The sequence below is a fragment of the Oerskovia merdavium genome, assembly GCF_014836755.1.
Taxonomy (GTDB): domain Bacteria; phylum Actinomycetota; class Actinomycetes; order Actinomycetales; family Cellulomonadaceae; genus Oerskovia; species Oerskovia merdavium.
On record NZ_JACSQF010000013.1, the window covers coordinates 122,891 to 147,954 of the forward strand.

The 25,064-nt window shown below is 72.1% G+C and carries 14 protein-coding genes; all 14 read left to right on the plus strand.

Annotated elements, in window-relative coordinates:
* The gene (nuoK, locus tag H9641_RS13475) at window positions 1–300 is read left to right on the plus strand and encodes an NADH-quinone oxidoreductase subunit NuoK (RefSeq protein WP_056649827.1); all 300 of its coding nucleotides are present in this window, start codon (window positions 1–3) and stop codon (window positions 298–300) included.
* 10 nt (window positions 301–310) lie between these two features.
* Window positions 311–2,368, plus strand: coding sequence for an NADH-quinone oxidoreductase subunit L (gene nuoL, locus H9641_RS13480; RefSeq protein ID WP_191804579.1), 2,058 nt, complete (start codon window positions 311–313; stop codon window positions 2,366–2,368).
* Window positions 2,369–2,375: 7 nt separating this feature from the next.
* Complete coding sequence (locus H9641_RS13485; protein WP_191804581.1) at window positions 2,376–3,941, plus strand: NADH-quinone oxidoreductase subunit M; 1,566 nt, start codon at window positions 2,376–2,378, stop codon at window positions 3,939–3,941.
* Window positions 3,938–5,746: an NADH-quinone oxidoreductase subunit NuoN gene (nuoN, locus tag H9641_RS13490; RefSeq protein WP_191804583.1), complete on the plus strand. Its 1,809-nt coding sequence runs from the start codon at window positions 3,938–3,940 to the stop codon at window positions 5,744–5,746. Before H9641_RS13485 ends, nuoN begins: the two co-directional genes overlap by 4 nt.
* Window positions 5,743–6,765 (plus strand): polyprenyl synthetase family protein, encoded by a 1,023-nt coding sequence (locus tag H9641_RS13495; RefSeq protein WP_318244574.1) that lies wholly within the window; start codon window positions 5,743–5,745, stop codon window positions 6,763–6,765. The genes nuoN and H9641_RS13495 overlap by 4 nt, the downstream gene beginning before the upstream one ends.
* A 342-nt stretch (window positions 6,766–7,107) precedes the next feature.
* On the plus strand, window positions 7,108–13,122 hold the full coding sequence (locus tag H9641_RS13500) for an Ig-like domain-containing protein (protein WP_318244575.1): 6,015 nt from the start codon (window positions 7,108–7,110) through the stop codon (window positions 13,120–13,122).
* A 61-nt stretch (window positions 13,123–13,183) separates the two neighbouring features.
* On the plus strand, window positions 13,184–14,158 hold the full coding sequence (locus H9641_RS13505) for an AAA family ATPase (protein WP_191804585.1): 975 nt from the start codon (window positions 13,184–13,186) through the stop codon (window positions 14,156–14,158).
* 4 nt (window positions 14,159–14,162) lie between these two features.
* The gene (locus H9641_RS13510) at window positions 14,163–15,647 is read left to right on the plus strand and encodes a DUF58 domain-containing protein (protein ID WP_191804587.1); all 1,485 of its coding nucleotides are present in this window, start codon (window positions 14,163–14,165) and stop codon (window positions 15,645–15,647) included.
* Window positions 15,647–18,148, plus strand: a complete 2,502-nt coding sequence (locus H9641_RS13515; RefSeq protein ID WP_191804589.1) for a transglutaminase family protein — start codon at window positions 15,647–15,649, stop codon at window positions 18,146–18,148. Before H9641_RS13510 ends, H9641_RS13515 begins: the two co-directional genes overlap by 1 nt.
* Complete coding sequence (locus H9641_RS13520; RefSeq protein ID WP_191804590.1) at window positions 18,148–19,818, plus strand: RDD family protein; 1,671 nt, start codon at window positions 18,148–18,150, stop codon at window positions 19,816–19,818. Before H9641_RS13515 ends, H9641_RS13520 begins: the two co-directional genes overlap by 1 nt.
* Window positions 19,815–20,657 (plus strand): PP2C family protein-serine/threonine phosphatase, encoded by an 843-nt coding sequence (locus H9641_RS13525; protein ID WP_191804592.1) that lies wholly within the window; start codon window positions 19,815–19,817, stop codon window positions 20,655–20,657. The genes H9641_RS13520 and H9641_RS13525 overlap by 4 nt, the downstream gene beginning before the upstream one ends.
* Complete coding sequence (locus tag H9641_RS20225) at window positions 20,654–22,555, plus strand: FHA domain-containing protein (protein WP_318244576.1); 1,902 nt, start codon at window positions 20,654–20,656, stop codon at window positions 22,553–22,555. Before H9641_RS13525 ends, H9641_RS20225 begins: the two co-directional genes overlap by 4 nt.
* Complete coding sequence (locus tag H9641_RS13535) at window positions 22,552–24,357, plus strand: serine/threonine-protein kinase (protein ID WP_191804594.1); 1,806 nt, start codon at window positions 22,552–22,554, stop codon at window positions 24,355–24,357. Before H9641_RS20225 ends, H9641_RS13535 begins: the two co-directional genes overlap by 4 nt.
* Window positions 24,354–25,046 (plus strand): FHA domain-containing protein, encoded by a 693-nt coding sequence (locus H9641_RS13540; RefSeq protein WP_191804597.1) that lies wholly within the window; start codon window positions 24,354–24,356, stop codon window positions 25,044–25,046. The genes H9641_RS13535 and H9641_RS13540 overlap by 4 nt, the downstream gene beginning before the upstream one ends.
* Window positions 25,047–25,064: the final 18 nt, after the last annotated feature.

Genomic DNA, 25,064 nt, shown 5'->3' on the forward strand with positions numbered 1-25,064 from the left:
ATGGAGCTGACCAACTACCTGATCCTCGCCGCGATACTGTTCGCGATCGGCGCGACCACGGTGCTGCTGCGCCGCAACGCGATCATCGTGTTCATGGGCATCGAGCTCATGCTCAACGCGACCAACCTCACCTTCGTGACGTTCTCGCGCATGCACGGAGACCTCCACGGGCAGGTCATCGCGTTCTTCGTGATGGTCGTGGCCGCGGCCGAGGTCGTCGTGGGGCTCGCGATCATCGTGGCCATCTTCCGTACCCGCCGCTCGGCCTCGGTCGACGACGTCAACCTGCTGAAGAACTGAGAGGGCAGGCATGCCAACGGTGACTCTGCTTTCAGCCCTCCCGCGCGTCGGCGAGCTCGGCGCGCTGCTCCCGGCCGCCCTCCCGACGCAGGAGATCGTGCCCGTCTCGACGATCGTGCCCGGCCCGTTCCTGCTGGCCCCGCTGCTGATCCTGCTGCCCCTCCTGGGGGCCGCGATCCTGCTGCTCGCGGGGCGCCGCAGCGACCGCTGGGGCGCGTGGTTCGGGGTGCTGATGTCGGGCGGCGCGTTCGTCGTCGCCCTCGTCGTCTTCTTCTCGATGCTCGGCCTGCCGGCCGACGAGCGGGTGGTCGACCACCGGCTCTTCGACTGGATCGCCGCGGGCGGCCTGGACGTGGGCGTGGGCCTGCGGATCGACCCGCTGTCCATGACGTTCGTGCTGCTCGTGACGTTCGTCGGCACGCTCATCCACGTCTACGCGGTCGCGTACATGGAGCACGACCCGGACAAGCGCCGGTTCTTCGCCTACCTGAACCTGTTCGTCGCAGCCATGCTGATCCTGGTCCTCGCGGACTCCTACCTGCTGCTGTTCGTCGGGTGGGAGGGCGTGGGCCTGGCCTCGTACCTGCTCATCGGGTTCTGGAACCACGAGCGGGCCAACGCGGTCGCGGCCAAGAAGGCGTTCATCATGAACCGCGTGGGCGACCTGGGCCTGATCGTCGCGCTCATGCTCATGTTCGCGGGCTTCGGCGCGGTGGACTTCGCGACGGTCTTCGCCGACGCCCCCGCGGCGGGCACCGCGCTGCTGACGGCGATCGGCCTCGCGCTCCTGGTCGCCGCGTGCGGCAAGTCGGCGCAGTTCCCGCTCCAGGCCTGGCTCGGGGACGCCATGGCGGGCCCCACGCCGGTCTCGGCCCTCATCCACGCGGCGACCATGGTCACCGCGGGCGTCTACCTGGTGGTCCGCTCGGCCCCGGTGTTCGAGGGGGCCCCGACGGCGCAGCTCGTGGTGGTCATCGTCGGTGCGGTCACGCTCCTGTTCGGGGCGATCATCGGCTGTGCCAAGGACGACATCAAGAAGGCCCTGGCGGCCTCGACCATGTCGCAGATCGGCTACATGATCCTCGCGGCGGGCCTGGGACCCATCGGGTACGCGTTCGCGATCTTCCACCTCGTGACGCACGGCTTCTTCAAGGCCGGGATGTTCCTGGGTGCCGGCTCGGTCATGCACGGCATGAACGACGGGGTGGACATGCGCCGCTTCGGCGCGCTGTCGAGGTACATGAAGGTCACGTGGGTCACGTTCGGTCTGGGCTGGCTCGCGATCCTGGGCATCCCGCCGTTCTCCGGGTTCTGGTCCAAGGACAAGATCATCGAGGCCGCGTTCGTCCCGATCGACGGCCAGGAGTGGCGTGCATGGGTCTTCGGCGGCGTGGCGCTGCTGGGTGCGGGGATCACCGCGTTCTACATGTCGCGCCTGTTCTTCATGACGTTCCACGGGCACAAGCGCTGGAACGACGGGTCGGGCAGCCCCACGGGGCCGCTCTCGACAGACGGCCCCGTGCAGCACCCGCACGAGTCCCCGGCGCTCATGACGATCCCCATGGTGGTCCTCGCGGTCGGGTCCGTCGCGCTCGGCGGGCTCCTCGCGATCGGCAACGGGTTCGTCGACTGGCTCTCGCCCGTCACGGGCCACGCCGAGCACGCGGAGCCGGTCCTGCCGGTCTGGGCGCTCATCACGCTGACCCTCCTGCTGGTCCTGGTGGGCGTGCTGCTCGCCTGGCGCCAGTACGCGGTGTCCCGCGTGCCGATCGTGCCTCCGCACGGGTCGGCGCTCACGCGGGCCGCGCGCCGGGACCTGTATCAGGACGACGTCAACGAGGCCGTCTTCATGCGGCCCGGGCAGTACCTCACACGATCCCTGGTCTACGGGGACCGGCAGATGGTCGACGGCGGCTGGATGGGCCTCGCCGGCCTCGTCGGAGCGACAGGGGAGAAGTTGCGCGGCATGCAGAACGGATTCGTCAGGTCCTACGCGGCGACGATGCTCGCTGGCCTGATCGTGATCGTCGCGGTGGTCCTCGCCGTGACCACCGGAACAGGGAGCTGAGGGACCGATGACCACCGAGATTCCCTGGCTGACACTCCTGATCGTCCTGCCGCTCGTCGGCGCGGCGGCGGTCTGGGGGCTGGGCGCGACCTCCGCGCGCAAGCACCTGCGGACCGTCGCGGTCGTCTTCGCGCTCGCCGAGCTCGTGCTGCTCGGCCTCGCGATCAGCGCGTTCGACACCGCGGACGCAGGCACCTTCCAGCTCACCGAGACGCACGCGTGGATCCCGCAGCTCGGTGTGAGCTACGCGGTCGGCGCAGACGGCGTCGCGCTCCTGCTGGTCGGGCTCGCGGTGCTGCTGGTCCCGCTCGTGGTGCTCGCCGCGTGGCGCGAGCAGGACGGCGACCTCTCCAAGCTCCGCCACTACCTGGGCCTGGTGCTGCTCCTCGAGGCGTTCATGGTCGCGGTCTTCGTGGCGCGCGACGTGTTCTTCTTCTACGTCCTGTTCGAGGCCATGCTGATCCCGGTCTACTTCATGATCGGCGGTTTCGGGGGCGGGGCGCAGCGGCGGTACGCGGCCGTGAAGTTCCTGCTCTTCTCGCTCGCGGGCGGGCTCGTCATGCTCGTCGGGGTCATCGCGCTCTACCTCAACGGGCCGGGCGGCGAGCAGGGCTTCCTGACCCAGACCCTGGTCGACGACCTGGCGGCGAACCCGCTGCCCGTGAGCACCGAGCGGCTGCTGTTCCTCGCGTTCTTCCTCGCCTTCGCGATCAAGGCGCCGCTCTTCCCGGTCCACACCTGGTTGCCCGACGCCGCCGAGCACGCCCCCGCGGGCACCTCGACGCTGCTCGTGGGCGTCCTGGACAAGGTCGGCACGTTCGGCATGCTGACGCTGTGCCTGCCGCTGTTCCCGAACGCGAGCCGGTGGGCGGCCCCCGTGATCGTGGTGCTGGCCGTGGTCTCGATCCTCTACGGCGCGCTCATGGCGATCGGCCAGACCGACGTCATGCGGCTCATCGCCTACACGTCGGTGTCCCACTTCGGGTTCATCGTGCTGGGGATCTTCTCGTTCACGTCGCTCAGCATCTCCGGGGCGTCGTTCTACATGTTCAACCACGGCATCTCGACCGGGGCGCTCTTCCTCCTGGCGGGCTTCCTGATCGCGCGGCACCCGACGCGCTCGCAGCGCCTGACCGACTACGGCGGCCTGCAGCGGGTGACACCGATCCTCGCGGGCACGTTCCTCGTGGCGGGTCTCTCGGCGCTCTCGCTGCCCGGCCTGTCGACGTTCGTCTCCGAGATCATGGTCCTCGTCGGGACGTTCTCGCGCAGCCACCCGGCGGCGCTCGTGGCGGTCCTGGGCGTGGTCCTCGCGGCGCTGTACGTGCTGCTGACCTACCAGAAGGTCTTCACGGGCAGGACGCCGGACGCCCTGACGGGGACCGCGGACCTGGGAGCTCGCGAGAAGTGGGTCGTCGCGCCCCTGATCGTGGCCCTGCTGGTCCTCGGCTTCTACCCGGCGCCCGCGCTCGACCTGGTGCGCGAGCCCGCGCAGGCGACCATGACGGCCGTCGGTCTCGAGGACCCTGCCCCGAACCCCGAACTCCTCAGCGTTGAAGGGAGCGACTCGTGAGCACCGCAGCCGCCTTCGTGGCCCCCACGATCGACTGGGCCTACCTCGTCCCCGTGATCGTCGTCCTGGGCGCCGGTGTCCTGGGCGTCCTGGTCGAAGCCTTCGTGCCGGACCGGCACCGCCGGGCGGTCCAGGTCGTCCTGGCCCTGGGCGCGCTCGTCGGGGCCCTCACGACGATCGTCCTGCTCTGGGGCGACGTGCAGGAGCTCAACGGCATCCAGGTGCTGGGCGGGTCGCTCGTGATCGACCCGTTCGGCCTGGCACTCCAGGGGATCGTCGTGGTCCTCGCGCTGCTGGCCACGCTCGTGATCGCCGACCGCACCTCGACCGGGCAGGACGCGTTCGCGCCCACGGCTGCGGCCGTGCCCGGCTCGGCCTACGAGGACCTCGCGCGCCGCCGTGGTCTCGAGCAGACCGAGGTCTTCCCGCTCGTGCTGTTCGCGGTGGGCGGCATGATGATCTTCCCCGCCACGGGCGACCTGCTGACGATGTTCGTCGCGCTCGAGGTGCTCTCCCTGCCGCTGTACGTGCTCACGGCGCTCGCGCGCCGTCGTCGGCTCCTGTCGCAGGAGGCCTCGTTCAAGTACTTCCTGCTGGGGGCCTTCGCGTCGGCGATCTTCATCTTCGGCGTGGCGCTCGTGTACGGCTTCGCGGGCTCGGTGCGGATCGCCGAGGTGCGCGCGGCCCTGCTGGACGGCGGCGGGCTCGACGGGATGACGGGCCTGGTGCTCCTGGGCCTGGTCATGGTGCTCGCGGGCCTGCTCTTCAAGGTCGGCGCGGCCCCGTTCCACTCGTGGACCCCCGACGTCTACCAGGGGGCTCCCACGCCCGTCACGGGCTTCATGGCGGCCTGCACCAAGGCGGCGGCGTTCGGCGCACTGGTGCGTGTGCTCTACCTGATCGGCTCGGCGCTCCCGCCGGACCTTCAGGAGAAACTCGTGGTCGCGCTGTGGGTCGTCGCGATCCTCACCATGGTCGTCGGGTCGGTCATCGGTGTGATCCAGACGGACATGAAGCGTCTTCTCGCGTACTCGTCGATCGCGCACGCGGGCTTCCTCCTGGTGGCGCTGGTCGGCTTCGGCGAGCTCAGCGGCTTCGGCGTCCGGGCCGTGGTGTTCTACCTGCTCGCCTACGGTCTGGCGACCGTGGGGGCCTTCGCGGTCGTGACGCTCGTGCGCGAGCGGTCGCCGCAGCCTCAGGCCGCCGTGGAGAGCCCCGTGCTCGCGGCGGTGGGCTCGGGTGGCGCGCCGGGCTCGGCGGGGGCCTCAGGGCCCGCTGGTGGGGGAGCGGGGGAGGTGCCCGCGCCCGACGGCGGAGCGATCCTCGGCGAGGCCACGCACCTGACGGAGTGGGCCGGGCTGGGCAGGCGCAGCCCGTGGCTCGCCGGGTCGTTCGCGCTGTTCCTGCTCTCGATGGCCGGCATCCCGCTGACCGCGGGGTTCATCGCGAAGTTCACGGCGTTCGGTGCCGCCGTCGCGGTGGGCGCCTGGCCGCTCGCCCTGATCGGTGTCCTGGCATCGGCGGTCTCGGTGTTCTTCTACGTGCGGATCATCGTGCTCATGTTCTTCACGCCGTCGCCCTCGAGCGGCTCCGGCGGGGCCGCCCAGGGGAGCCAGGGGGACGAGGCCGGGGGACCCGTGGGGACCTCCGCCGCGGCCGCGCTCGCAGCCAGGGTGACGGTCGTCCGGTCCGAAGGATTCACCACGGTCGCGATCGTGATCTGCGTGACAGGCGTCATCCTTCTCGGCGTTTTGCCCTCCTCGGTTCTCGATCTGGCCCTCGAGGCGGCTAAGTTCAGACCGTGACCACAGTGCCACCCGTCTCAACGACGGCGATCCCCCTGACCGATCCGGAGCTCTCGGCGACGCTCACCGCGCGTCTCGCGACCGTCGAGGCGCGCCTGGGCGACGCCGTCGCGCACTCCGACGGGCTCGCGGACACCGCGTCCCGCCACCTCGTGAACGCCGGCGGAAAGCGCCTGCGCCCGCTCCTCGCACTGCTGTGCGCGGAGCTGGGCGACGGCGCCCGGCCGGAGGTGGTGGAGGCGGCCGTCGTCGTCGAGCTCACCCACCTGGCCTCGCTCTATCACGACGACGTCATGGACTCCGCGCCCGTGCGGCGCGGGGCTCCCTCGGCGCACGCCGTGTGGGGCAACTCCGTCGCGATCCTCATCGGCGACCTGCTCTTCGCCCGTGCGGCGTCGACGGTCGCCGCCCTGGGACCCGATGCCGTGCTCATCCAGGCGCGGACGTTCGAACGGCTCTGCCTCGGCCAGCTGCACGAGACGACGGGCCCCTCGGAGAGCGACGACCCCGTCGAGCACTACCTCGAGGTCCTCGCGGACAAGACCGCGTCGCTGCTGTCGACCTCGGCCCGCCTGGGCGCGATGTTCGGTGGCTGCGACCCGTCGGTCGTCGAGGTCGTCGCTGAGTACGGCGAGAAGCTGGGCGTCGCGTTCCAGCTCGCCGACGACGTGCTCGACCTCGCGTCCTCGGGCGAGCAGTCCGGGAAGACGCCGGGGACGGACCTTCGGGAGAAGGTCCCGACCATGCCTGCGCTGCTGCTGCGCGCCCGCGTGAGCAGCGGCAAGGGGACCGCCGCGGACGCCGCGATCGTCGACCTGCTCGACTCGGACCTGTCCGGCGACGAGGAGCTCGCGTCGGCGGTCTCCGCGCTCCGTGCTCACGAGGTCCTGGCCGAGACCCGGGCGCTCGCCGTCGGCTGGGCCCGGGCAGCGATCACCGAGCTCGACCCCCTGCCGGCGGGCCCCGTCAAGGACGCGCTCGTCTCGTTCGCCCAGGCGCTCGCCGACCGCGCGGCCTGATCCCTCGGAGGGCGGCACCCGAGTCCTCGAGGTCTCGGGTGCCGCCCTTCGTCGTGCGAGGTGAATCCTGCCTGCGGGAAGACGTCCGCACCCCGGCAGGACAGCGTCCGTGGCCTGCGAGGACGTACCGTCGAACGTTACTGGCAGTAGCGCCAAGGGGGAGTTCTCCCCATCCAGTGGATGTCATCGTCGTGACCTCTTGTGGTTATCCTTCTACCCGCGACGGGTAGGGGCACCTGGCAGGAGGGGCTCTGGGGACACCTGGTTGCAGCACTCAGCATCCTCGGAGGATCTGTGACCTTCCTATCCCGTCTGTACGACAGGCGTCGCTCTGTGGCGTCCGTGAGCACGGTGTCCATCTTCTCGACCGCGCTGGTCGCCTTCGCGATCACGTACGACGGTCAAGCCACGGCAGACGTGGAGCTCAACGACTCCGGCGTGTGGGTGACCCGCACGTCGGGTGGCGCGCTGGGGCGGTTCAACTTCGAGTCCCAGGCACTGGACGGGTCGCTGCTGGCCTCGTCGGCCTCGTTCGACGTCCTGCAGAACGCGGGCAAGGTGCTGCTCGTCGACGACGGCGCAGGTTCCGTGAGCCCCGTCGACGTGGCGCGGCTCAAGCTCGACGGGACGGTCCGTCCGCCGACGGGCGCTGAGGTCGCCCTGGGAGGTTCCACGGTGGCCGTCCTCGACGACGAGGAGGGCCTGCTGTGGGTGGTCCCGTTCGCGGGGGTCGCGTCGTTCGACGCGGAGAACCTCGAGCCGACCGCCGAGGTCGGCGGTGAGGGCGTCGTCCAGGTCGCCCAGGACGGCACGGTGTTCGTCGTCGTCCCGGCCACGGGTGAGCTGACCAAGGTCACGACGACGGCGACCGGGACGGTCGAGGAGGTCACCACGTCCACGGTGCCGGTCGGCAAGGGCGACGAGGTCGAGCTCACGACCGTGGGGTCGGAGCCGGTCGTGCTCAACCGCACGCAGTCTCAGCTGGTTCTTCCGGGGGGCGAGACGCTGGCGCTCGAAGGGGCGTCGGACGGACGCCTGCAGCAGCCGGGGTCCAAGACGCCGGACGTCGCGGTCGCGACGAGCACAGGCCTGGTCCTGGCGCCCCTCGACGGTGGCGACGCGGTGACGCGCGCGGCGTCGGGCCTGCCGGCGGCGCCCGTGCAGCTGGGTGGATGCACGTACGGCGCGTGGTCGCAGTCGGGTCAGGTCATCCGTGACTGTGCGGGGACCGACCTGGACATCGACAAGCGGCTCGACGGGGTGGATCCCCAGAACCGCCTGGAGTACCGGGTCAACCGCAAGGCGATCGTGCTCAACGACCTGTCGGCGGGCACGCTCTGGATGGCGGCCGACGAGTACGAGAAGGTCGACGACTGGGAGCTCGTCCTCCCGGAGCAGGCCGAGGGCGAGGAGTCCGAGGCGGACCTGAGCACCCCGGAGCAGGTCGACCAGTTCGTGCTCGACCGTTCTCAGCCCAACCAGCCGCCGCTGCCGGTCGACGACACGTTCGGCGTACGACCCGGGCGCACGACCCTGCTGCCGGTGCTGGGCAACGACGTCGACCCCGACGGGGACGTCATGACGGCTTCGCTCGTGGGCGAGGGGCCGCGCGACGCGCAGGTGCAGACGGTGCTGGGAGGCGCCGCGCTCCAGGCCGTCGTCCCGGAGGACGTCGAGGCGGGGACGTCCTCGTTCCGCTACTCGGTGTCCGACGGTCGTGGCGGGGTCGCCGAGGCCGGGGTCGAGCTGAGGGTCTCGCCCTGGGGCGAGAACGCCGCGCCCGAGCAGACGGGCGAGCCGGTGCTGGTCGTCGAGTCCGGCAAGACCGCCGAGATCAAGGTCCTGCCGTTCTTCCGTGACCCCGACGGTGACGACCTGTACCTCGCGGCTGCGTCGGTGACGTCGGCCGGCGACGAGGTGCGCTCACGCCCGGACGGCTCGGTCGAGTTCCGTGACGGCGGTGGGTCGACCGGCCGGAAGATCGTCAAGATCATGGTGGCCGACGGCCAGGGCGAGGTCTTCGAGGGGGTCCTGAACGTCGACGTGTCGGGGGCCGGGCAGCTCGCGCCGGTCGCCGTCGCGGACCATATGGTCGTGCCCGCGGGCCAGCCCGTGACGGTCGAGCCGTTGCTGAACGACTACGACGCGAACGGGGACGAGCTGCGCCTGGTCGACGTGACGCAGTCCGCGCCCGCGCAGATCACGCCCAACTTCGACGCGGGGACGTTCCAGTTCTTCTCGAACGAGCCGCGGTCGTACGACCTGACGTACCAGGTCTCGGACGGTCCCAACGCGACGACGGGGCTCGTGCGCGTCGACGTCCTGCCGGCCTCGGCGGCCGAGGGGCCGCCCATCGTGGTCTCCGACACCGCGCTGCTCCCCTCGGGGGGCAAGACGCTGGTCGACGTGCTCGCGAACGACACCGACCCTGCGGGTGGGGTGCTCGTGGTGCAGTCGGTGAGCGTCCCCGACGAGGCGGGGATCTCTGTCGCGGTGCTGGCCCACCAGATGCTGCGGATCACCGAGGTGCGCCGGCTGGACGCGCCGGTCACGATCGAGTACACGGTCTCCAACGGCACGCAGACCACGACCGGTCAGGTGCGGGTCATCCCGGTCCCGGCACCGGTCAAGCTGCAGCCGCCGAACGCGGCCGCCGACGAGGCGACCGTGCGGGTCGGTGACGTGGTCACGATCCCCGTGCTCAAGAACGACACGCACCCCGACGGTCTGGAGCTGTTCCTGCAGGACGAGCTCGAGCAGGGGGTGGCCCCCGAGCAGGGCGAGATCTTCGCGTCAGAGGGGCAGCTGCGGTTCAAGGCCGGCCCCGAGGCGGGCACCGCGTATGCGATCTACCGCGTGCGGGACAAGAACGGCCAGGAGGACTCGGCCCAGGTCACGATCCACATCCGTGACGGCGAGGAGAACTCCCCGCCGCAGCCGCTACCCGTGCAGATGCGCGTGCTGTCCGGCGCGAGCGTCCGGGTCGCGGTGCCGCTGGACGGGATCGACCCCGACGGCGACTCCGTCCAGCTGACGGGCATCGCGTCCGCGCCGAGCAAGGGCACCGCGAAGGTCGAGGACGGGTTCCTGGTCTACGAGGCGTCGAAGGACGCTACCGGGTCGGACACGTTCACGTACTCGGTCCAGGACGCGCGCGGCGAGATCGCGGTGGGCACCGTGCAGGTCGGGATCTCCCGTCCGCCGGCCGCGAACCAGCCGCCGGTCGCGATCGACGACGTGGTGACCGTCCGTCCGGACCGCACGGTCTCGGTGGCCGCGCTGGCCAACGACACCGATCCCGACGGCGACCAGATCGCGCTGCGTCCTGCGGGCCTGGAGGCACCGAAGGAGCTCGACGCGCAGGTCGTGCAGGACCGGGTGGTCCTGACCAGCCCCGCCGAGGCGGGCGCTACGTCGTTCTACTACGGGATCGAGGACGCGTTCGGCGCGCGGGCCGCGGCCTCGATCACGGTGAACGTCGACCAGGACGCCCCGTTGCTCGCGCCGATCGCACGGGACGACACGGTCCCGATGGACTCGATCCTCGGCAAGACCAGCGTCAAGGTCGCGGTCCTGGACAACGACGACGACCCCGACGGGGCCGCGTCCGAGCTCACGGTCACGACCCAGACGCTCGGCGTCACGGTGTCCGCGGACGGCGTCCTGACCGTGCCGCTGACCGAGGAGCGGCAGGTCCTGACCTACACGGTCACCGACGTCGACGGGTTGACGTCCCGGGCGTTCGTCAAGGTCCCAGGCCTGACCGAGCAGATCCCTCAGCTGCGGCCGGGGATCGCGCCGCTCGAGGTCCACGCGGGCGAGTCCCTGCCCGTGGACATCACCGACTACGTCCTGGTCCTGGAAGGACGCACCCCTCGCCTGACCGAGGAGTCGAAGGTCTCGGCGCTCGAGGGAACGGTCGCCGTCACCGATGCCACGAACGTGGTCTACACCCCCCGGGTGGACTACGCGGGGCCGTCCACGCTGTCGTTCGAGGTCACGGACGGCACGGGACCGGACGACCCCGAGGGGCACAAGGCACTGCTCGCGCTGCCGATCCTGGTCCTTGCGCCCAAGAACCTTCCCCCGGTCCTGTCGGCGTCGAACGTCGACGTCGCCGCCGGGGACGAGGGCAGCGTCGACCTGGCCCGGTTCGTCGAGGACCCGGACGGGGACCCCGTGACGTTCACCGCGGGCGCGACCCCCACCGGGATCTCGGTCGCGATCAGCGGGACGACGGCAACCGTCAGGGCCGCCCCCGAGATCACCAAGGGCACCGTGCTGAACGTCCCGATCACCGTGACCGACGGCGAGCACCCGCCCGTCGAGGGAACCCTCGCGGTCAAGGTCGTGGCATCGACCCGGCCGTTGGCCAAGGCGAACGAGGACACGGTCGACAAGGCCCACCAGGGCAAGGACGTCCCGGTCAGGGTCCTCGCCAACGACTCCAACCCCTTCCCCGAGACCCCGCTCAAGCTCGTCGACGCCCTGGTCGAGACCGGCAACGGATCGGCGACGGTCTCCGGCGACCAGGTCGTGGTCACCCCGGACAAGACGTTCGTCGGGGTCATGGTCGTGCGCTACCGCGTCCAGGACGCCACGAACGACCCCGACCGCCAGGTCGAGGGGCGCATCCAGGTCACCGTCCAGGGGCGCCCGGAGACTCCTGCCAAGCCCACGGTCGAGGAGGTCCGCTCCAAGACCGTGGTCCTGACGTGGGACCCGCCCGTCAACAACGGTGCCGAGATCACGGGCTACACCGTCAGGTCGACCAACGGGTACACCAAGGCGTGCGCGACCACGACCTGCACCCTGGACGGCCTGACCAACAACGTCGTCTACAACTTCACCGTCGTCGCGACCAACGAGGTCGGTGACTCCGACCCGTCCGCGCCCTCCGAGGACGCGCGTCCCGACGAGAAGCCCAACCGCCCGGCGCCACCGACGCTCGCGTTCGGCGACACCTCGATCAAGCTCACCTGGGTCAACGAGACGTACACCGACCGGTCCCCGATCAGCTGCGTCAACATCCGCATCTCGGGACCTGGCGGAGGGACCGACCGCACGTGCGTGACCGGTACCTCGTACGAGTGGACCGGGCTGCAGAACGGCGGCTCCTACACCTTCGAGATCCAGGCGGTGAACGCTGCACCGGACCCGTCCGAGTGGTCCGGAGCCTCGGCGCCCGAGATCCCGGCGGGCAAGCCCGCGGCTCCGGCGAAGCCGGGTGCGACGCGCACGTCGCTCGGGTCCTCGTCCCAGATGAAGATCGTGTGGGCGGCACCGGCCGACAACGGCGGACCGATCACCGGTTACACGGTCGAGGCGCTGCGTGGAGGTGCAGTGGTGTCGTCGACCAAGGTCGCCGCGACCACCGCCACCATGGGTGTGCCGGCGGACAGCACCGACTACACGTTCAGGGTCAAGGCGCACAACAAGGCCACGGACAAGTTCGGCGAGGCGGCCTTCAGCCCGGAGTCCAACCCGCAGCGTGCGTTCGCGGCGCCTGGCGCGGTAGCGGGTCTGACGGCCACGGCGACCGGCGCCAACGGGACCGTCCAGCTCGCGTTCGCCAACGTGACGGCCGCCGGGGCGCGTGACGGCGAGATCAGCTACGAGTGGAGCCAGAACGGCAGCTCGGGCTGGGCCGCTCTGGGAGCGAACAAGGTCGTCAGCGGCCTGAACAACGGGACGGGCTACGACTTCTACGTCCGTGCGGTGGTCAAGGCCGACGGCGGACGGGGGGACGGTCCGGCCTCGAACAAGGCCACCGCGAACCCGTACGGTCCCATCCCGGCGCCCAGCGTGAACGCCTCGGGAGGGAACCAGACCGTCGGCTTCAGCTGGAGCACCTCGGGCAACGGGCGCAACTACACGACCACGGTCACGGGGGCCGTCTCGAGCGGAGCCGCGAGCGGGAGCGTCAACGTCGCGGCGGGCTACTCCGACCGCAAGGAGATCTGTGTCACGGTCACGGACGCCGAGGGGCAGACCGCCTCGAAGTGCGCGGCTGCGACCTCGGACGCCAAGCCGGCCCGCGACATCTGGACCGAACGGGGCAGCCGGGTGAGCAACAACGACTGCAACGACCCCGCGTGCGCCTACCTCGTGCTCCGCATCCGCAACGCGGAGCCCAACACGCCGTTCAGCACGCAGTGCTGGTCGAGCTACGGCGGGAACCACTGGTTCAGCCCCTCGAGCGGCGGGTTCTCCAGCACCGCGCTCAACGGCGCGTCGCAGCGGACCGACGCGAACGGCAACTGGGACGGCACCATGTGGTGCTTCCACGGGCACGCCGGGACGACGATCTGGGTCAAGACGAACGTCTGGGGCGACTCCAGAGCAGCGATCTGGTGACGCCCCGCAGGACCCGCGCGCCCCTACCTTCAGCACGACCGAGACCACGAGGAACCTCCCGATGACCACCATGACCCCCGAGCAGGCCGCCTGGTTCGCTCAGACCTTCGACCGTCTGGTCACCAACGTGGGCCAGGCCGTGCTGGGCAAGTCGCACGTCGTGCGCCTGGTCCTCACGTGCATGCTCTCCGAGGGCCACATCCTCCTCGAGGACGCGCCCGGCACGGGCAAGACCTCGCTGGCCCGAGCGTTGGCCGCGAGCGTCCAGGGCACGCAGAACCGGATCCAGTTCACGCCGGACCTGCTCCCCTCCGACGTCACGGGCGTGACGATCTACGACCAGAAGACCGCGAAGTTCGAGTTCCACCAGGGGCCGATCTTCGCGTCGATCGTCCTCGCGGACGAGATCAACCGTGCCTCGCCCAAGACGCAGTCCGCGCTCCTGGAGGTCATGGAGGAGGGGCAGATCACGGTCGACGGCGTGACTCACTCGGTGGGCCGGCCGTTCATGGTCATCGCGACCCAGAACCCGATCGAGCAGGCCGGCACCTACCGTCTGCCCGAGGCGCAGCTCGACCGATTCCTCATGAAGACGTCGCTCGGGTACCCGGACCACGCGGCCACGGTCGAGATCCTGCAGGGGGCCTCGGTGCGTGACCGCAGCGCGACCCTCCAGGCCCTCATCACGACGCAGGCCGTCGCGGAGATGGCCGACCTCGCCGCGGGTGTCCACGTCGACGGCGCCGTGCTCGAGTACATCTCCCGTCTCGCCGAGGAGACCCGCAACGCGGCCGAGTGCCGGGTCGGGGTCTCGGTGCGTGGGGCGCTCGCGCTCGTCCGGTGCGCCAAGGTGTGGGCTGCGGCGCACGGCCGCAACTACGTCCTGCCGGACGACATCAAGGAGCTCGCACAGCCCGCCTGGGCGCACCGGCTCGTGCTCGACCCCGAGGCAGAGTTCGCGGGGGCCACCAACGAGGGCGTGCTCGCGCGCCTCCTGGCCGACGTCGCGGCGCCGCAGGAACGCCGGTCGGCCTGACCTGATGACCACGACCGAGACCTCCGTCGCCGCAGGCGGTACTCCAGACCCCGCTCCCGGACGGACGCCCCAGGGCGTCCCGAGCACCCAGGGCCCGAGCACCCAGGGTGCTCGGAGCACCACGGGTGCGCCCGGCGCCCCCGAGGCCCTTGGGGCCCCGGACGCAGCGTCGCGACGCGCCCGGACTCCGTGGAGCCGTCCGGCCCGCCCGACCACGAGCGGCGCCGCACCCGCACGCCCGGGGCGCGCGACGCCGTCGGGCAGCGGGGGCAGCCGGGCCACGCGCCTGCGCGGGCTCCTCACCCCTGTGACGACACCCGTCGCGGAGGCGCTCGCCCCCGTGGTCTCGGTCGTGAGCCCGTTCGGGTGGGCGGTCCTGGTCGGGACGGTCGCGGCGTGGTGGGCCGGCCTGCTGTTCTCGTGGGTCGAGCTGATCGTGGTCGCGGTCGTCCTGACGGTCGCGCTCCTCGCAGCCGTCGCGTTCGTGCGCGGGACGTTCAAGTACACGGTCGACCTGGACCTCGGGCAGCAGCGCGTCACGGTCGGTGACCGCGCGGTCGGCCGGCTCGAGGTGAGCAACCAGTCGTCGCGCCCACTCCTGCCCGCCGTGATGGAGCTGCCCGTGGGTGCGGGCGTGGCCTCGTTCCCGGTCCCGCGTCTGCGCACCGGGGCGAGCCACGAGGAGATCTTCACGATCCCGACGCACCGCCGCTCGGTCATCCCCGTGGGCCCCGTGCGCTCGGTCCGCGCCGACCCGCTGGGGCTGCTGCGCCGCGAGGTCGTCTGGACCGACCCCGAGGAGCTGTTCGTCCACCCGCGCACCAAGAACCTGTCGGGCTCCTCGACGGGCTTCCTGCGCGACCTCGAGGGCCGCGTGACCCAGGACATCTCCAACTCCGACGTGTCGTTCCACGCGCTGCGCGACTACGTCCCGGGCGACGACCGTCGTCACATCCACTGGAAGACGACGGCCCGCACGGGCCAGCTCATGGTCCGCCAGTTCGAGGAGACGCGGCGCTCGCACCTCGCGGTGATCCTGTCCACGCGCACCGAGGACTACGGCCACCCCGACGAGTTCGAGCTCGCGGTCAGCTCGTGCGGCTCGCTCGGGCTCCAGGCCATCAAGGAGGACCGTGGCCTCACGGTCCTCGTCAACGACGGCAGCCTGCGCGGGGACAACCGTGTGCGGCTCCTCGACGACCTCGCGCGCGTCGAGACCCGCGAGCTGCGCACGAGCCTCGTCGACGTCGCGCGCGTCGCGACCGCGAGCGTCACGGACGCCTCGGTCGTCGCGCTCGTGGTCGGCAGCTCGGTCACACCCACGGAGCTGCGCGCAGCCTCGGCCCGCCTGCCGAAGGACGTCCGGGTCATGGCGATCCAGTGCGTCCCGGGCGCCAAGGTCAGCCGCCACCGGATCGCCGAGCTCGTCGTGCTCACCATCGGGGAGCTGGGCGACCTTCCCCTCGCGCTGCGGAGGCTGAACGACTGATGTCCCAGAACGACACCCGGGGGCGGGTTGCCGGTGGTCCCGCCTGGCAGGGCCGGCCCGCGGGTCACACCACAGGCTCGACAGCGACGGGTACCCGCTCGAACGGGACGACGTCCCGAGCCCCGCGTGGCACGCGGGCTCCGCGGGCCCTCACGGGCTCGGGCGCCCTCGACGCGATCGCGCTCGTCGTGATGCTCGGCGCGGCGATCGTGGGGTTCGGTCCGGCGTGGGGCTCGACCGCGTACCTGCTCCCCGCCGTCGGCGGCATGGTCCTGGGCCTCGGCGTCGCATGGCTCGGCGCCTGGCGCCGCTGGGGCACGCTCAGCGTCACCGCGGCCGCGGTCCTCGTCTACGTGCTTCTCGGCGGTCCCTTCGCGCTGCCCGGCACCACGGTCGCCGGGGTCCTGCCGACCCTCGACACGTTCCGTGGCCTGCTGCTCGGTGCGGTGACGGGCTGGAAGGAGATCGTCACCTCGGTCCCGCCGCTCCAGTCGTTCCCGGAGCTGGGTGGAGTCCCGTTCCTCCTGCTCTTCATCGCGTCCATCGTCGCGGGCACGCTCGCGTGGCGGGTCCGCGACGCCCAGTGGGCGCTCGTCCCCGTCGCGCTGACGTTCGTCGCGGTGATCCTCGTGGGCACGGTCGAGCCCGCGCTGCCCGTGGTCCAGGGCCTCGTCCTGGTCGTCGTGGGTCTGCTGTGGGGCGCGTGGCGAGCGACCGAGGCGCGGCTCGGGGAGCACCAGGTCACGACCGAGGCGAGCCTCGCGGCGACCCGGCGCCTGCGCTGGCACCGCGCCCGGGGCGGCGCCGCGATGCTCGCGCTCGGCGGGGTCGCCGCGGTCCTGCTCGTCCCCGTGCTCACCCCTGACACCGAGCGCACGGTCCTGCGGGAGAACGTCGTCCCGCCGCTCGAGCTGCACGAGTACGTCAGCCCGCTCGCGTCGTTCCGCAAGTACGCCAAGGAGATGACCGAGGACGAGCTGTTCACGGTCGAGGGCCTGCCTGCGGGTGCCCGCGTCCGCCTCGCGACGCTCGACGCGTACAACGGCGTCGTCTACGACGTCTCGAGCGGTGGGGCCGGGTCCGGGTCGGGGGTCTTCACCCGTGCCGGCGACCAGATCGCCACGGTCGCCAAGGGCACGCCGACCGAGGTCACGGTCACGATCGGCGCCTACCGGGGCGTGTGGGTGCCCGACGTCGGGTCGCTCGCCGGGATCGTCTACCAGGGCGAGCGGGCCGAGGCCCTGGGCTCGACCACCTACTACAACTCGACCACGGCGACCGGGGTCACGACGGCGGGGCTGCGCCCGGGCGACTCGTTCCGCCTCGACGCGCTCGTGGCGCCCGCCCCGTCGGCCGAGGACCTGCAGTCCTCGCGGGTCCTCGACGAGAAGCTCCCGCGCTCGATCAACGTCCCCGACTCGGTCGCAGGCAAGGCCGCGCAGTTCATGGCCGAGGAGACGGACCCCGTCGTCCAGCTCGAGAACCTCAAGACCGGTCTCGTCGCGAGCGGCATCTTCTCGAGCGGTCTCGAGACACAGCTCCCCTCGCGCCCCGGGCACTCGGCCGAGCGCATCGACACGCTGCTCGCCGACGACGAGATGGTCGGTGACGACGAGCAGTTCGCGGTCGCGCTCGCCCTCATGGCGCAGTCCGCGGGGATCCCGGCGCGCGTCGTCATGGGCTTCTACCCGCCCGAGACCTGGGAGGAGGGCACGCCGTTCGTCGCCACGGGCGCCGACGTCCACGCCTGGGTCGAGGTGCCGTTCGAGGGCTACGGGTGGGTGCCGGTCGACGCCATCCCGGAGGAGGACAACAAGATCGAGCCCGAGCCCAAGAGCGACCAGGTGCCCAAGCCCCCGGTCCTCGAGGACCCGGAGCCGCCCGAGGAGCCCGCGGACGCCGAGGCCGGCACGGTCGACGACGAGGAGAAGAAGGACGATGCCGAGTCGTCCGGCTTCGACTGGGGTCAGGCCGCGCTCGTCGCGGTCGCGGTCACGGTGCCGCTGATCCTGCTCGCGCTCCCCCTGCTCCTGATCGTGGCCTTCAAGTCGCGGCGGCGGAAGCGGCGGCGCGAGGCCGAGCGGCCCGTCGACCGGATCAGCGGTGGCTGGCGTGAGGTGCTCGACGCCGCGACGGACCTGGGTGCGCCCGTCGCGGGAGGTGCGACGCGCCGGGAGGGCGCGGGCGCACTGTCCGAGTCGTTCCCCGCAGCCGCGGCACCGACGGTCACGCTCGCTCGGACGGCCGACGCCCAGGTGTTCGGGACCGGCGACCCGAGCCCGCAGGAGATCGAGTCGTTCTGGACCGAGGTCGACGCGGTGCTGACCGGGATGCGGTCCACCCTGCCGCGCGGGCAGCGACTTCGCGCCGCGGTGTCGCTACGATCCCTGCGGGGCGCGCGGAGGTCCTGGCTCCCGGCCAGGTTCCGTCCCTCTCGACAGCCCGTCCGGTGGGCGCGTACGCCGGCGCCGGGTCCCGTCACGAAGCCAGGAGACAAGTGATGTCCGAGACGACGACCTGCAGCGCCTGCGGCACGACGCAGGCCGCAGGGTCCGCGTTCTGCGCGGTCTGCGGGACGAGGTTCCCGCGCACCGGCAGCCCGTACGGGGCGGGTCCCGCGCAGGCGCCCGGGCCGGACCCCGTGTCGGAGCCCGCCCTCGGGGTCACGACCGAGCGCGAGGTCGCGGCCATGACCCAGCGCGCGCACGGCTTCCCCGTAGGTCCCTCGCAGCCCGGCGTGCCGGGCCTGTCTTCCGGAGCCGGAGCTCCCGGGGCGCTCGGCGTGCCCGGGTCGCTCGGCCTGCCCGCCATGTCCTCGTCGGCCGGAGGGCGCACGGCCCCCGTGGCCGGTGTCGGCCGCCGCTTCGTCGCGTTCCTCGTCGACTGTGCCGTGATCGGGCTCGTCGCCGGGGGAGTCGTGCTCGGTGGGCTGGCCGCCCTCGGCGTGCCGCTCACGGGTGGCATGACCGTCGCGACGCAGGCCCAGGCGGAGGAGCTGCTCGGGAGCGTGACGATCCTGTGGGCCGTGACCGGCGCGCTGGGGCTCGTCTACTGGCTCGGGATCTGGTTCTGGGAGGGGCGCACCGGCCGGACGATCGGCAACCTCCTGCTGGGGCTGCGCACGGTCCGGGCCGAGGACCGCTCGCCCCTGGGCTTCGGCCGCGCCGCACTGCGGTGGATCGTGATCGGTCTCGGGGCGATCGCGTGCGGCGTCGGAGAATTCCTCGTGGCGCTCTCCCCGGCCTTCGACAAGTCCGGCCGTGGGCAGGGCTGGCACGACAAGGCGGCCAAGGCCGTGGTCCTCGACGTCCGGGGGGCGGTGCTGTCCGCGCCCACGGGGCCGCACGCACCCGCAGAGCAGTTCGCAGCGATGCCCCCGACGGGTGCCTTCGCGACCCCCGCCGCCGGGTACGCGGCTCCGGCTGCCACGCCGGGCCAGTACTCGCCGACCCCGCCCGCGGGCTACGTGGCGCCGGTCGCGCCCGGATATCCCGGCGCGCAGCGGGCCCCGGTCGCGCCCGACCCGTGGGCGTTCGGAGCTGCTCCGGCGCCCCAGGCGGGCGTCCAGGGTGGCCTGATCACGGGAGTCCCGGGGGCCCCCGGGGGACCCGCTGCCCAGGTGGCGCCCTCCGCTCCCGCGGACGCTCCGTCGTCGGGCGGGGGACTTCCCGGCCCGACGGCGCAGCCTCCCGTGTCCTACGCCGCACCTTCCGCTCCGCCCCAGCAGGCGCCCGCCGCACCTGCCGCCCCCGTGGCGAGCGCCGCGGCGGCCGACGAGGATCCCGACTGGGACAGCACCCGGTTCAGCGTGAGCGACGTCCGGCGGGACACCCCGGACGGGTTCGTGCTCGAGCTCGAGTCGGGCCGTCGGGTCACCGTGACGGGCTCGGCGCTGATCGGCCGCAACCCGCAGGCGACCGGGGAGGGCTCCGTGGTCCTGGTCGCCGTCGAGGACCCGACCCGCTCGGTCTCCAAGACGCATGCCGAGATGGGCGTCGACGCGGACGGGCTCTGGCTCGTCGACCGCGGTTCGACGAACGGGACCATCCTGACCCGCCCCGGTGGCGCCCCTCAGGTGCTCGAGGCCGGCGTCCGGGCCGTCGTGACCGTGGGGTCCGTGGTGCAGGTCGGCGACCGCCGACTCACGGTCCACCCGGGTGGTGCCGCGTGAGCGCGAGCACGACCGGGGTGCACCTGGCCTGGGGGGCGAGCTCTCACCGCGGGGCCCGCCGGCTCCTCAACGAGGACCGCTTCCTCGCGGACCGGTCGGTCTTCTTCGTGGCCGACGGCATGGGCGGGCACGACGCGGGCGAGGTCGCGAGCGCCGCGGCGATCGACGCGCTGCGCCCGCTCGGGGCGCTCGGCAAGGTCGGCCCGGAGGACGTCCGTGAACGGTTGGGCGTCGCCCAGGACGACGTGCGGGCGATCAGTACCGAACCGGGCCGGGGGGCCGGGACGACCGTGACGGGTGTCGTGGTGGCCGAGCAGGAGGGCGTGCCGTACTGGCTCGTGGTGAACATCGGCGACTCGCGGACGTACCAGATGTCGCACGGTGTCCTCGAGCAGCTCAGCGTCGACCACTCGGAGGTCCAGGAGATGGTGGACGCCGGCCTGCTCACCCCGACCCAGGCGCTCACGCACCCGCGACGTCACGTCGTGACGCGAGCCGTCGGGGCCGCGCTCCCGCCCGAACCGGACTTCTGCTGGATCCCCATCGAGGCGAGGGACCGCATGCTCGTGTGCTCCGACGGCCTGACGGGCGAGCTGTCGGACGAACGGATCGCCGAGATCCTCCTGGCACAGCCCGACCCCCAGTGCGCGGCCGACCTGCTGGTCAACGAGGCCATCGTCGCTGGTGGTCGCGATAACATCACCGTGGTCGTCGTCGACGCGACCGGGGCGTGGCAGGACACCAGCGACGGGTCCACGACCCCCCGGGACGCCCTGGGCTACACCGATGAGGACACCTTGCCGCGCGAGATCCACTTGCAGATGGGGGACAGGTCGTGAGACTGCGCTACGACACGGGGAGCGCGTTCGGGTTCGTCCGAGGCGGGGCGATCGTCGTCCTGCCCGACGGCGCGACGAGCGAGCTCGTGCGGGCCCTGTGGGATCGGCTCGACGCGTCGGGCGACGCGGAGACCGAGGTCATCGAGGTCATCCAGCTGCTGACCGTCGTCCTGGGCGCCACGCTGCGCACCATGCCGTCGTTCGCGGTCGCCGTGGTCTCCGGGCGGCGCGTCCAGGTCGCGGTGCGCGGCGACGTCTCTGTCACCCTGCGCACCCCGACCGGGAGCATCCACGTGGACGGCGACGACGTCTCGACGTGGTCCGAGCGCACCGTGGAGAGCGTCGAGGCGGTCGCAGTACAGCTCGGCGTCGACCCCGTGACGGACCTCGAGGCCACGGCGGGCCAGGTCGCCCTGGTCGGGCTGCCCCTGCGGGAGGGCGTCGTGCTGGCGTCCAGGATCGTGCAGGACCTCGTGGAGGTTCCCTCGGCTCCGGTCGCCGAGCCTTCGACGGCGCAGCTCCCCGAGGTCGCCGACGCTCCGGCGCGCGTCCCTGCGCCCCTGTCGCTCGACGCGCTCGCCTGGGGGCCGCCGCCTGCCGCTCCTGCGGTCGAGCCGTCGTCGGCGGACGCAGTGGTCGCGAGCCCGGCGGGTCTGGCCGGTACTCCCCTCGCGGGTGACGGGCCGGGCGACGAGGTTCTCGGGGCGGAGGATGCACTGCGGGACGCTCTGGTCGCGCACGCTCCCGTGGACCCGGTGGGGCACAGCCCGGGAGCGGCGGTCGACCGTGACCAGGTCGACGCGTCCGAGGAGACCATCGCCCCCGAGGCCACGATCGCTCCCGAGGCCACGATCGCTCCCGACCTCGAGCGACCGGCCCCAGCGGTCGAGAGCCCTGCCCTGCTGGACGGCGCCTCGCCCGGCGTCGGCCCCGTGCCTGCCCCTCCGGCCGAGGCAGAGACGGGGTACGGCCACCTCTGGGAGTGGCGGGGGCCGGGCGGGCGGCGGGTCGAGGACGCTGCGATCCGGGTCGACGAGGACGGTCAGGACGAGGACGCGAGCGGCCCTGCGCCCTCCGTGCCGCCCGTCGCCCCCGGTACGCCAGAAGGCTCCGCGCCGTCGTCCGACGACGAGCCCGAGGACGAGGCCGGCATGATCGCCGGCGTCCCGCGCGAGTGGACCGGGGCGACACCGGCCGCCGCGGCCCGCGCCTTCGACGTCGCGCACGAGCCGAGCGCGATCGCACCGGCCCCGAATCTCGCTGCGGAGGCCGACGACCACGACGGGCACACGGTCTTCTCGTCGGTCATCGCGGACCTCCGGGCCCAGGTCGGCGGTGCGGGGGTACCTCCGCTCCCCGCCCCGACCCCGGCTCCGGAGGCGCCCCCCGCGCCGCCGGCCGGGGCAGGGCCCATCTTCTCGCCGCCACCCGCTCCCGGGTCGCAGCAGATCCTCGCGCGCGTGTGCCGCGAGGAGCATGCCAATCCTGCGTCGCGCGACACGTGCGGCCGCTGTGGCGCCCCGCTCGACGGCGACGCCCACCTGGTCACGCGCCCGTCGCTCGGCCGCTTCACGTTGTCCAACGGTCAGGTCGTCGAGCTCGACCGTCCCGTGGTCCTGGGGCGCAGACCCCGGACCACGCGCGCGCAGAGCAACGACCTGCCCCGGCTCGTGGCCGTCCCCAGCCCTGAGCAGGACATCTCGCGCTCGCACGTCGAGATCCAGCTCGAGGGCTGGCACGTCCTGGTGTGCGACCTCAACACGACCAACGGCACCACGGTCCTGCGCCCCGGCCAGCCGCCACGCCGCCTGCACCCCGGTGAGCCCATGATGGTCGCGTCCCACGACGTCGTCGACGTCGGCGACGGCGTGACGTTCGTCTTCGAAGGACTGCTATGAGCTCCAAGCGCGCCCCGTCGCCGCCGCCCCTGATCGACGGGTACGAGTACGTCTCGGTCGTCGGCTCCGGCGGCTTCTCCGACGTCTTCCTGTACCAGCAGCAGCGTCCGCGGCGGCGCGTCGCGATCAAGGTCCTGCTGCACGAGTGGTCGAGCGAGTCCCAGCGCGCGGCGTTCGACGTCGAGGCCGACCTCATGGCGACGCTGTCGACCCACCCGTCGATCGTGACGATGTACGAGGCGAGCGTCGCGTCCGACGGCCGGCCCTACCTCGCGATGGAGTACTGCTCGCGGCCCAACCTCGGCGCGCGCTACCGGACCGAGCGGCTCAGCGTGGCCGAGGTCCTGCGGATCGCCGTCCAGATCGCCGGCGCGGTCGAGACCGCGCACCGGGCCGGGATCCTGCACCGCGACATCAAGCCTGCGAACATCCTGGTCACCGAGTACGGACACCCGGCGCTCACAGACTTCGGTATCTCCTCGACGCTCGACGACGCGTCCCGGGCCGAGGGCATGTCCATCCCGTGGTCGCCCCCCGAGTCGTTCGCCGAGAACCCGTGGGCGGGCAAGGAGACCGACGTCTGGGCGCTGGCCGCCACGACCTACACCCTGCTGGCCGGGCGCGCGCCGTTCGAGCTCCCCGGCGGGTCCAACTCGAGCGCGAGCCTCATCACCCGCATCGAGTCGACGCCGCTGCTGCCGACGGGACGCACCGACGTCCCGGCCTCGCTCGAGCGGGTGCTCGGCACGGCGATGGCCAAGAACCCCGCGTCGCGCTACCCGAGCATGCTCGCGTTCGCGCGTGCGCTCCAGCAGGTCCAGAACGAGCTGTCGTACGCCGTCACCCCGATCGACGTCCTCGACGACTCGGGCCTCACGCAGGAGGACGAGCCCGACGACGACGGCGGCACGCGGCTGCGCGCGATCGTCTCGATCGACCCTCGGGGAGTCCCGGGCGGAACGTCCGGCTCGCACCCGTCGGGCGGCCGGACCACGACGAACGGGACGACCCCCGTCTACCGGCAGGACCCGTCGCAGCTTCCGTACGCCCCCGTGACCTCGAGCGGGCGTGCGCAGCTCGCGACCGGGACACAGTCCGCGGGCCAGTACGGCACCCCGGTGGGTTCGGTCGCGGCGCCGCAGGCGCCGGCGCAGCCCACCCCCTACCAGCAGGCGCCCGTGCTGCCGACCCATGTGCCGCCGTCGGGGGGCGGGTTCGTCCCGCAGCGGCCCGCGCCGGGTGGCGCCCCGCAGCACACGGGGGCCTGGGGTCCACCGGTCGACGACACCGTGCACCGTGTCGGCGTCGAGGCGCCCCTGGACCCCGGGCCGTCCGCGGCCCCCGCGCCCAGGCGGCAGGTCTGGCCGCTCCTGGTCGCCGCAGGTGTCCTGGTGCTCGTGGTGGTCGGGATCTTCGTGCTCCTCAACCCGCCCGGTGGGGGTCAGGCAGAAGCGGACACCGACGACCGGCCGAGTGCCGAGAACTCCGAGGCGGCCGATGCGGGCGACCTCCCGAACGACAACCTGGGCGACATCGTGCACCCCGTCACGACCGTGACGTCCGGGTACGTGGACGACCTGGGGCAGGTGGCCTTCAAGATCGAGTACCCCGAGGGCTGGCAGGAGGGCGACATGTTCTCGATCCGTCGGGTCGAGGACCCGACGGCCGACGAGAAGCCCGAGGAGGTGTCCTTCAACGTGGTGAGGTACGAGGCGGCGAAGGGCGAGAAGGTCTGCATCGAGATCACGGTCAAGCGCGACGGAAGACCGTCCAAGCCCTTCACGAAGTGCGAGCCGGAATGAGCGACCTCGCGATCGAGTTCTGCGGCGAGTGGTTCCGCCCCGTGCCCGGGGAGGAGTTCGACATCGGGCGCGACGGCGACCTCGAGATCGAGGACAACCCCTACCTGCACCGACGCTTCCTGCGGATCACGCACGAGAACGGGATCTGGTGGCTCGCGAACGTGGGCTCGCTCATCTCCGCGACCATCTGCGACGCGGGCGGGGGAGTGCAGTCCTGGCTGTCGCCGGGCAACAGGCTCCCGCTCGTCTTCGCCTCGACCTCGATCGTCTTCACCGCGGGCCCCACGACCTACGAGGTCATGGTCCAGCTCGCGGGCGCCCCGTACCAGGAGATCCGCTCGGAGGAGCCTGCCGACGGCGCGACCACGATCGGCATGACGAGCTTCACGGTCAGCCAGAAGCAGCTCATGGTCGCGCTCGCCGAGCCCATGCTCCGTCGGGACGGGACAGGACTCTCGGAGATCCCGACCTCGGCGGACGCCGCGCGTCGGCTCGGATGGGCCACGACGCGGTTCAACCGCAAGCTCGACAACGTGTGCGACAAGCTCGACCGGATCGGCGTCAAGGGCCTGCGTGGAGGTCCGGGCGCGCTCGCCACGAACCGGCGCGCTCGCCTCGTCGAGTACGCGGTCGCGTCGCGGCTCGTGACCTCCGACGACCTCTCCCTGCTCGACCTGCCGAGCGACTGACCACCGGGACACGTTCCC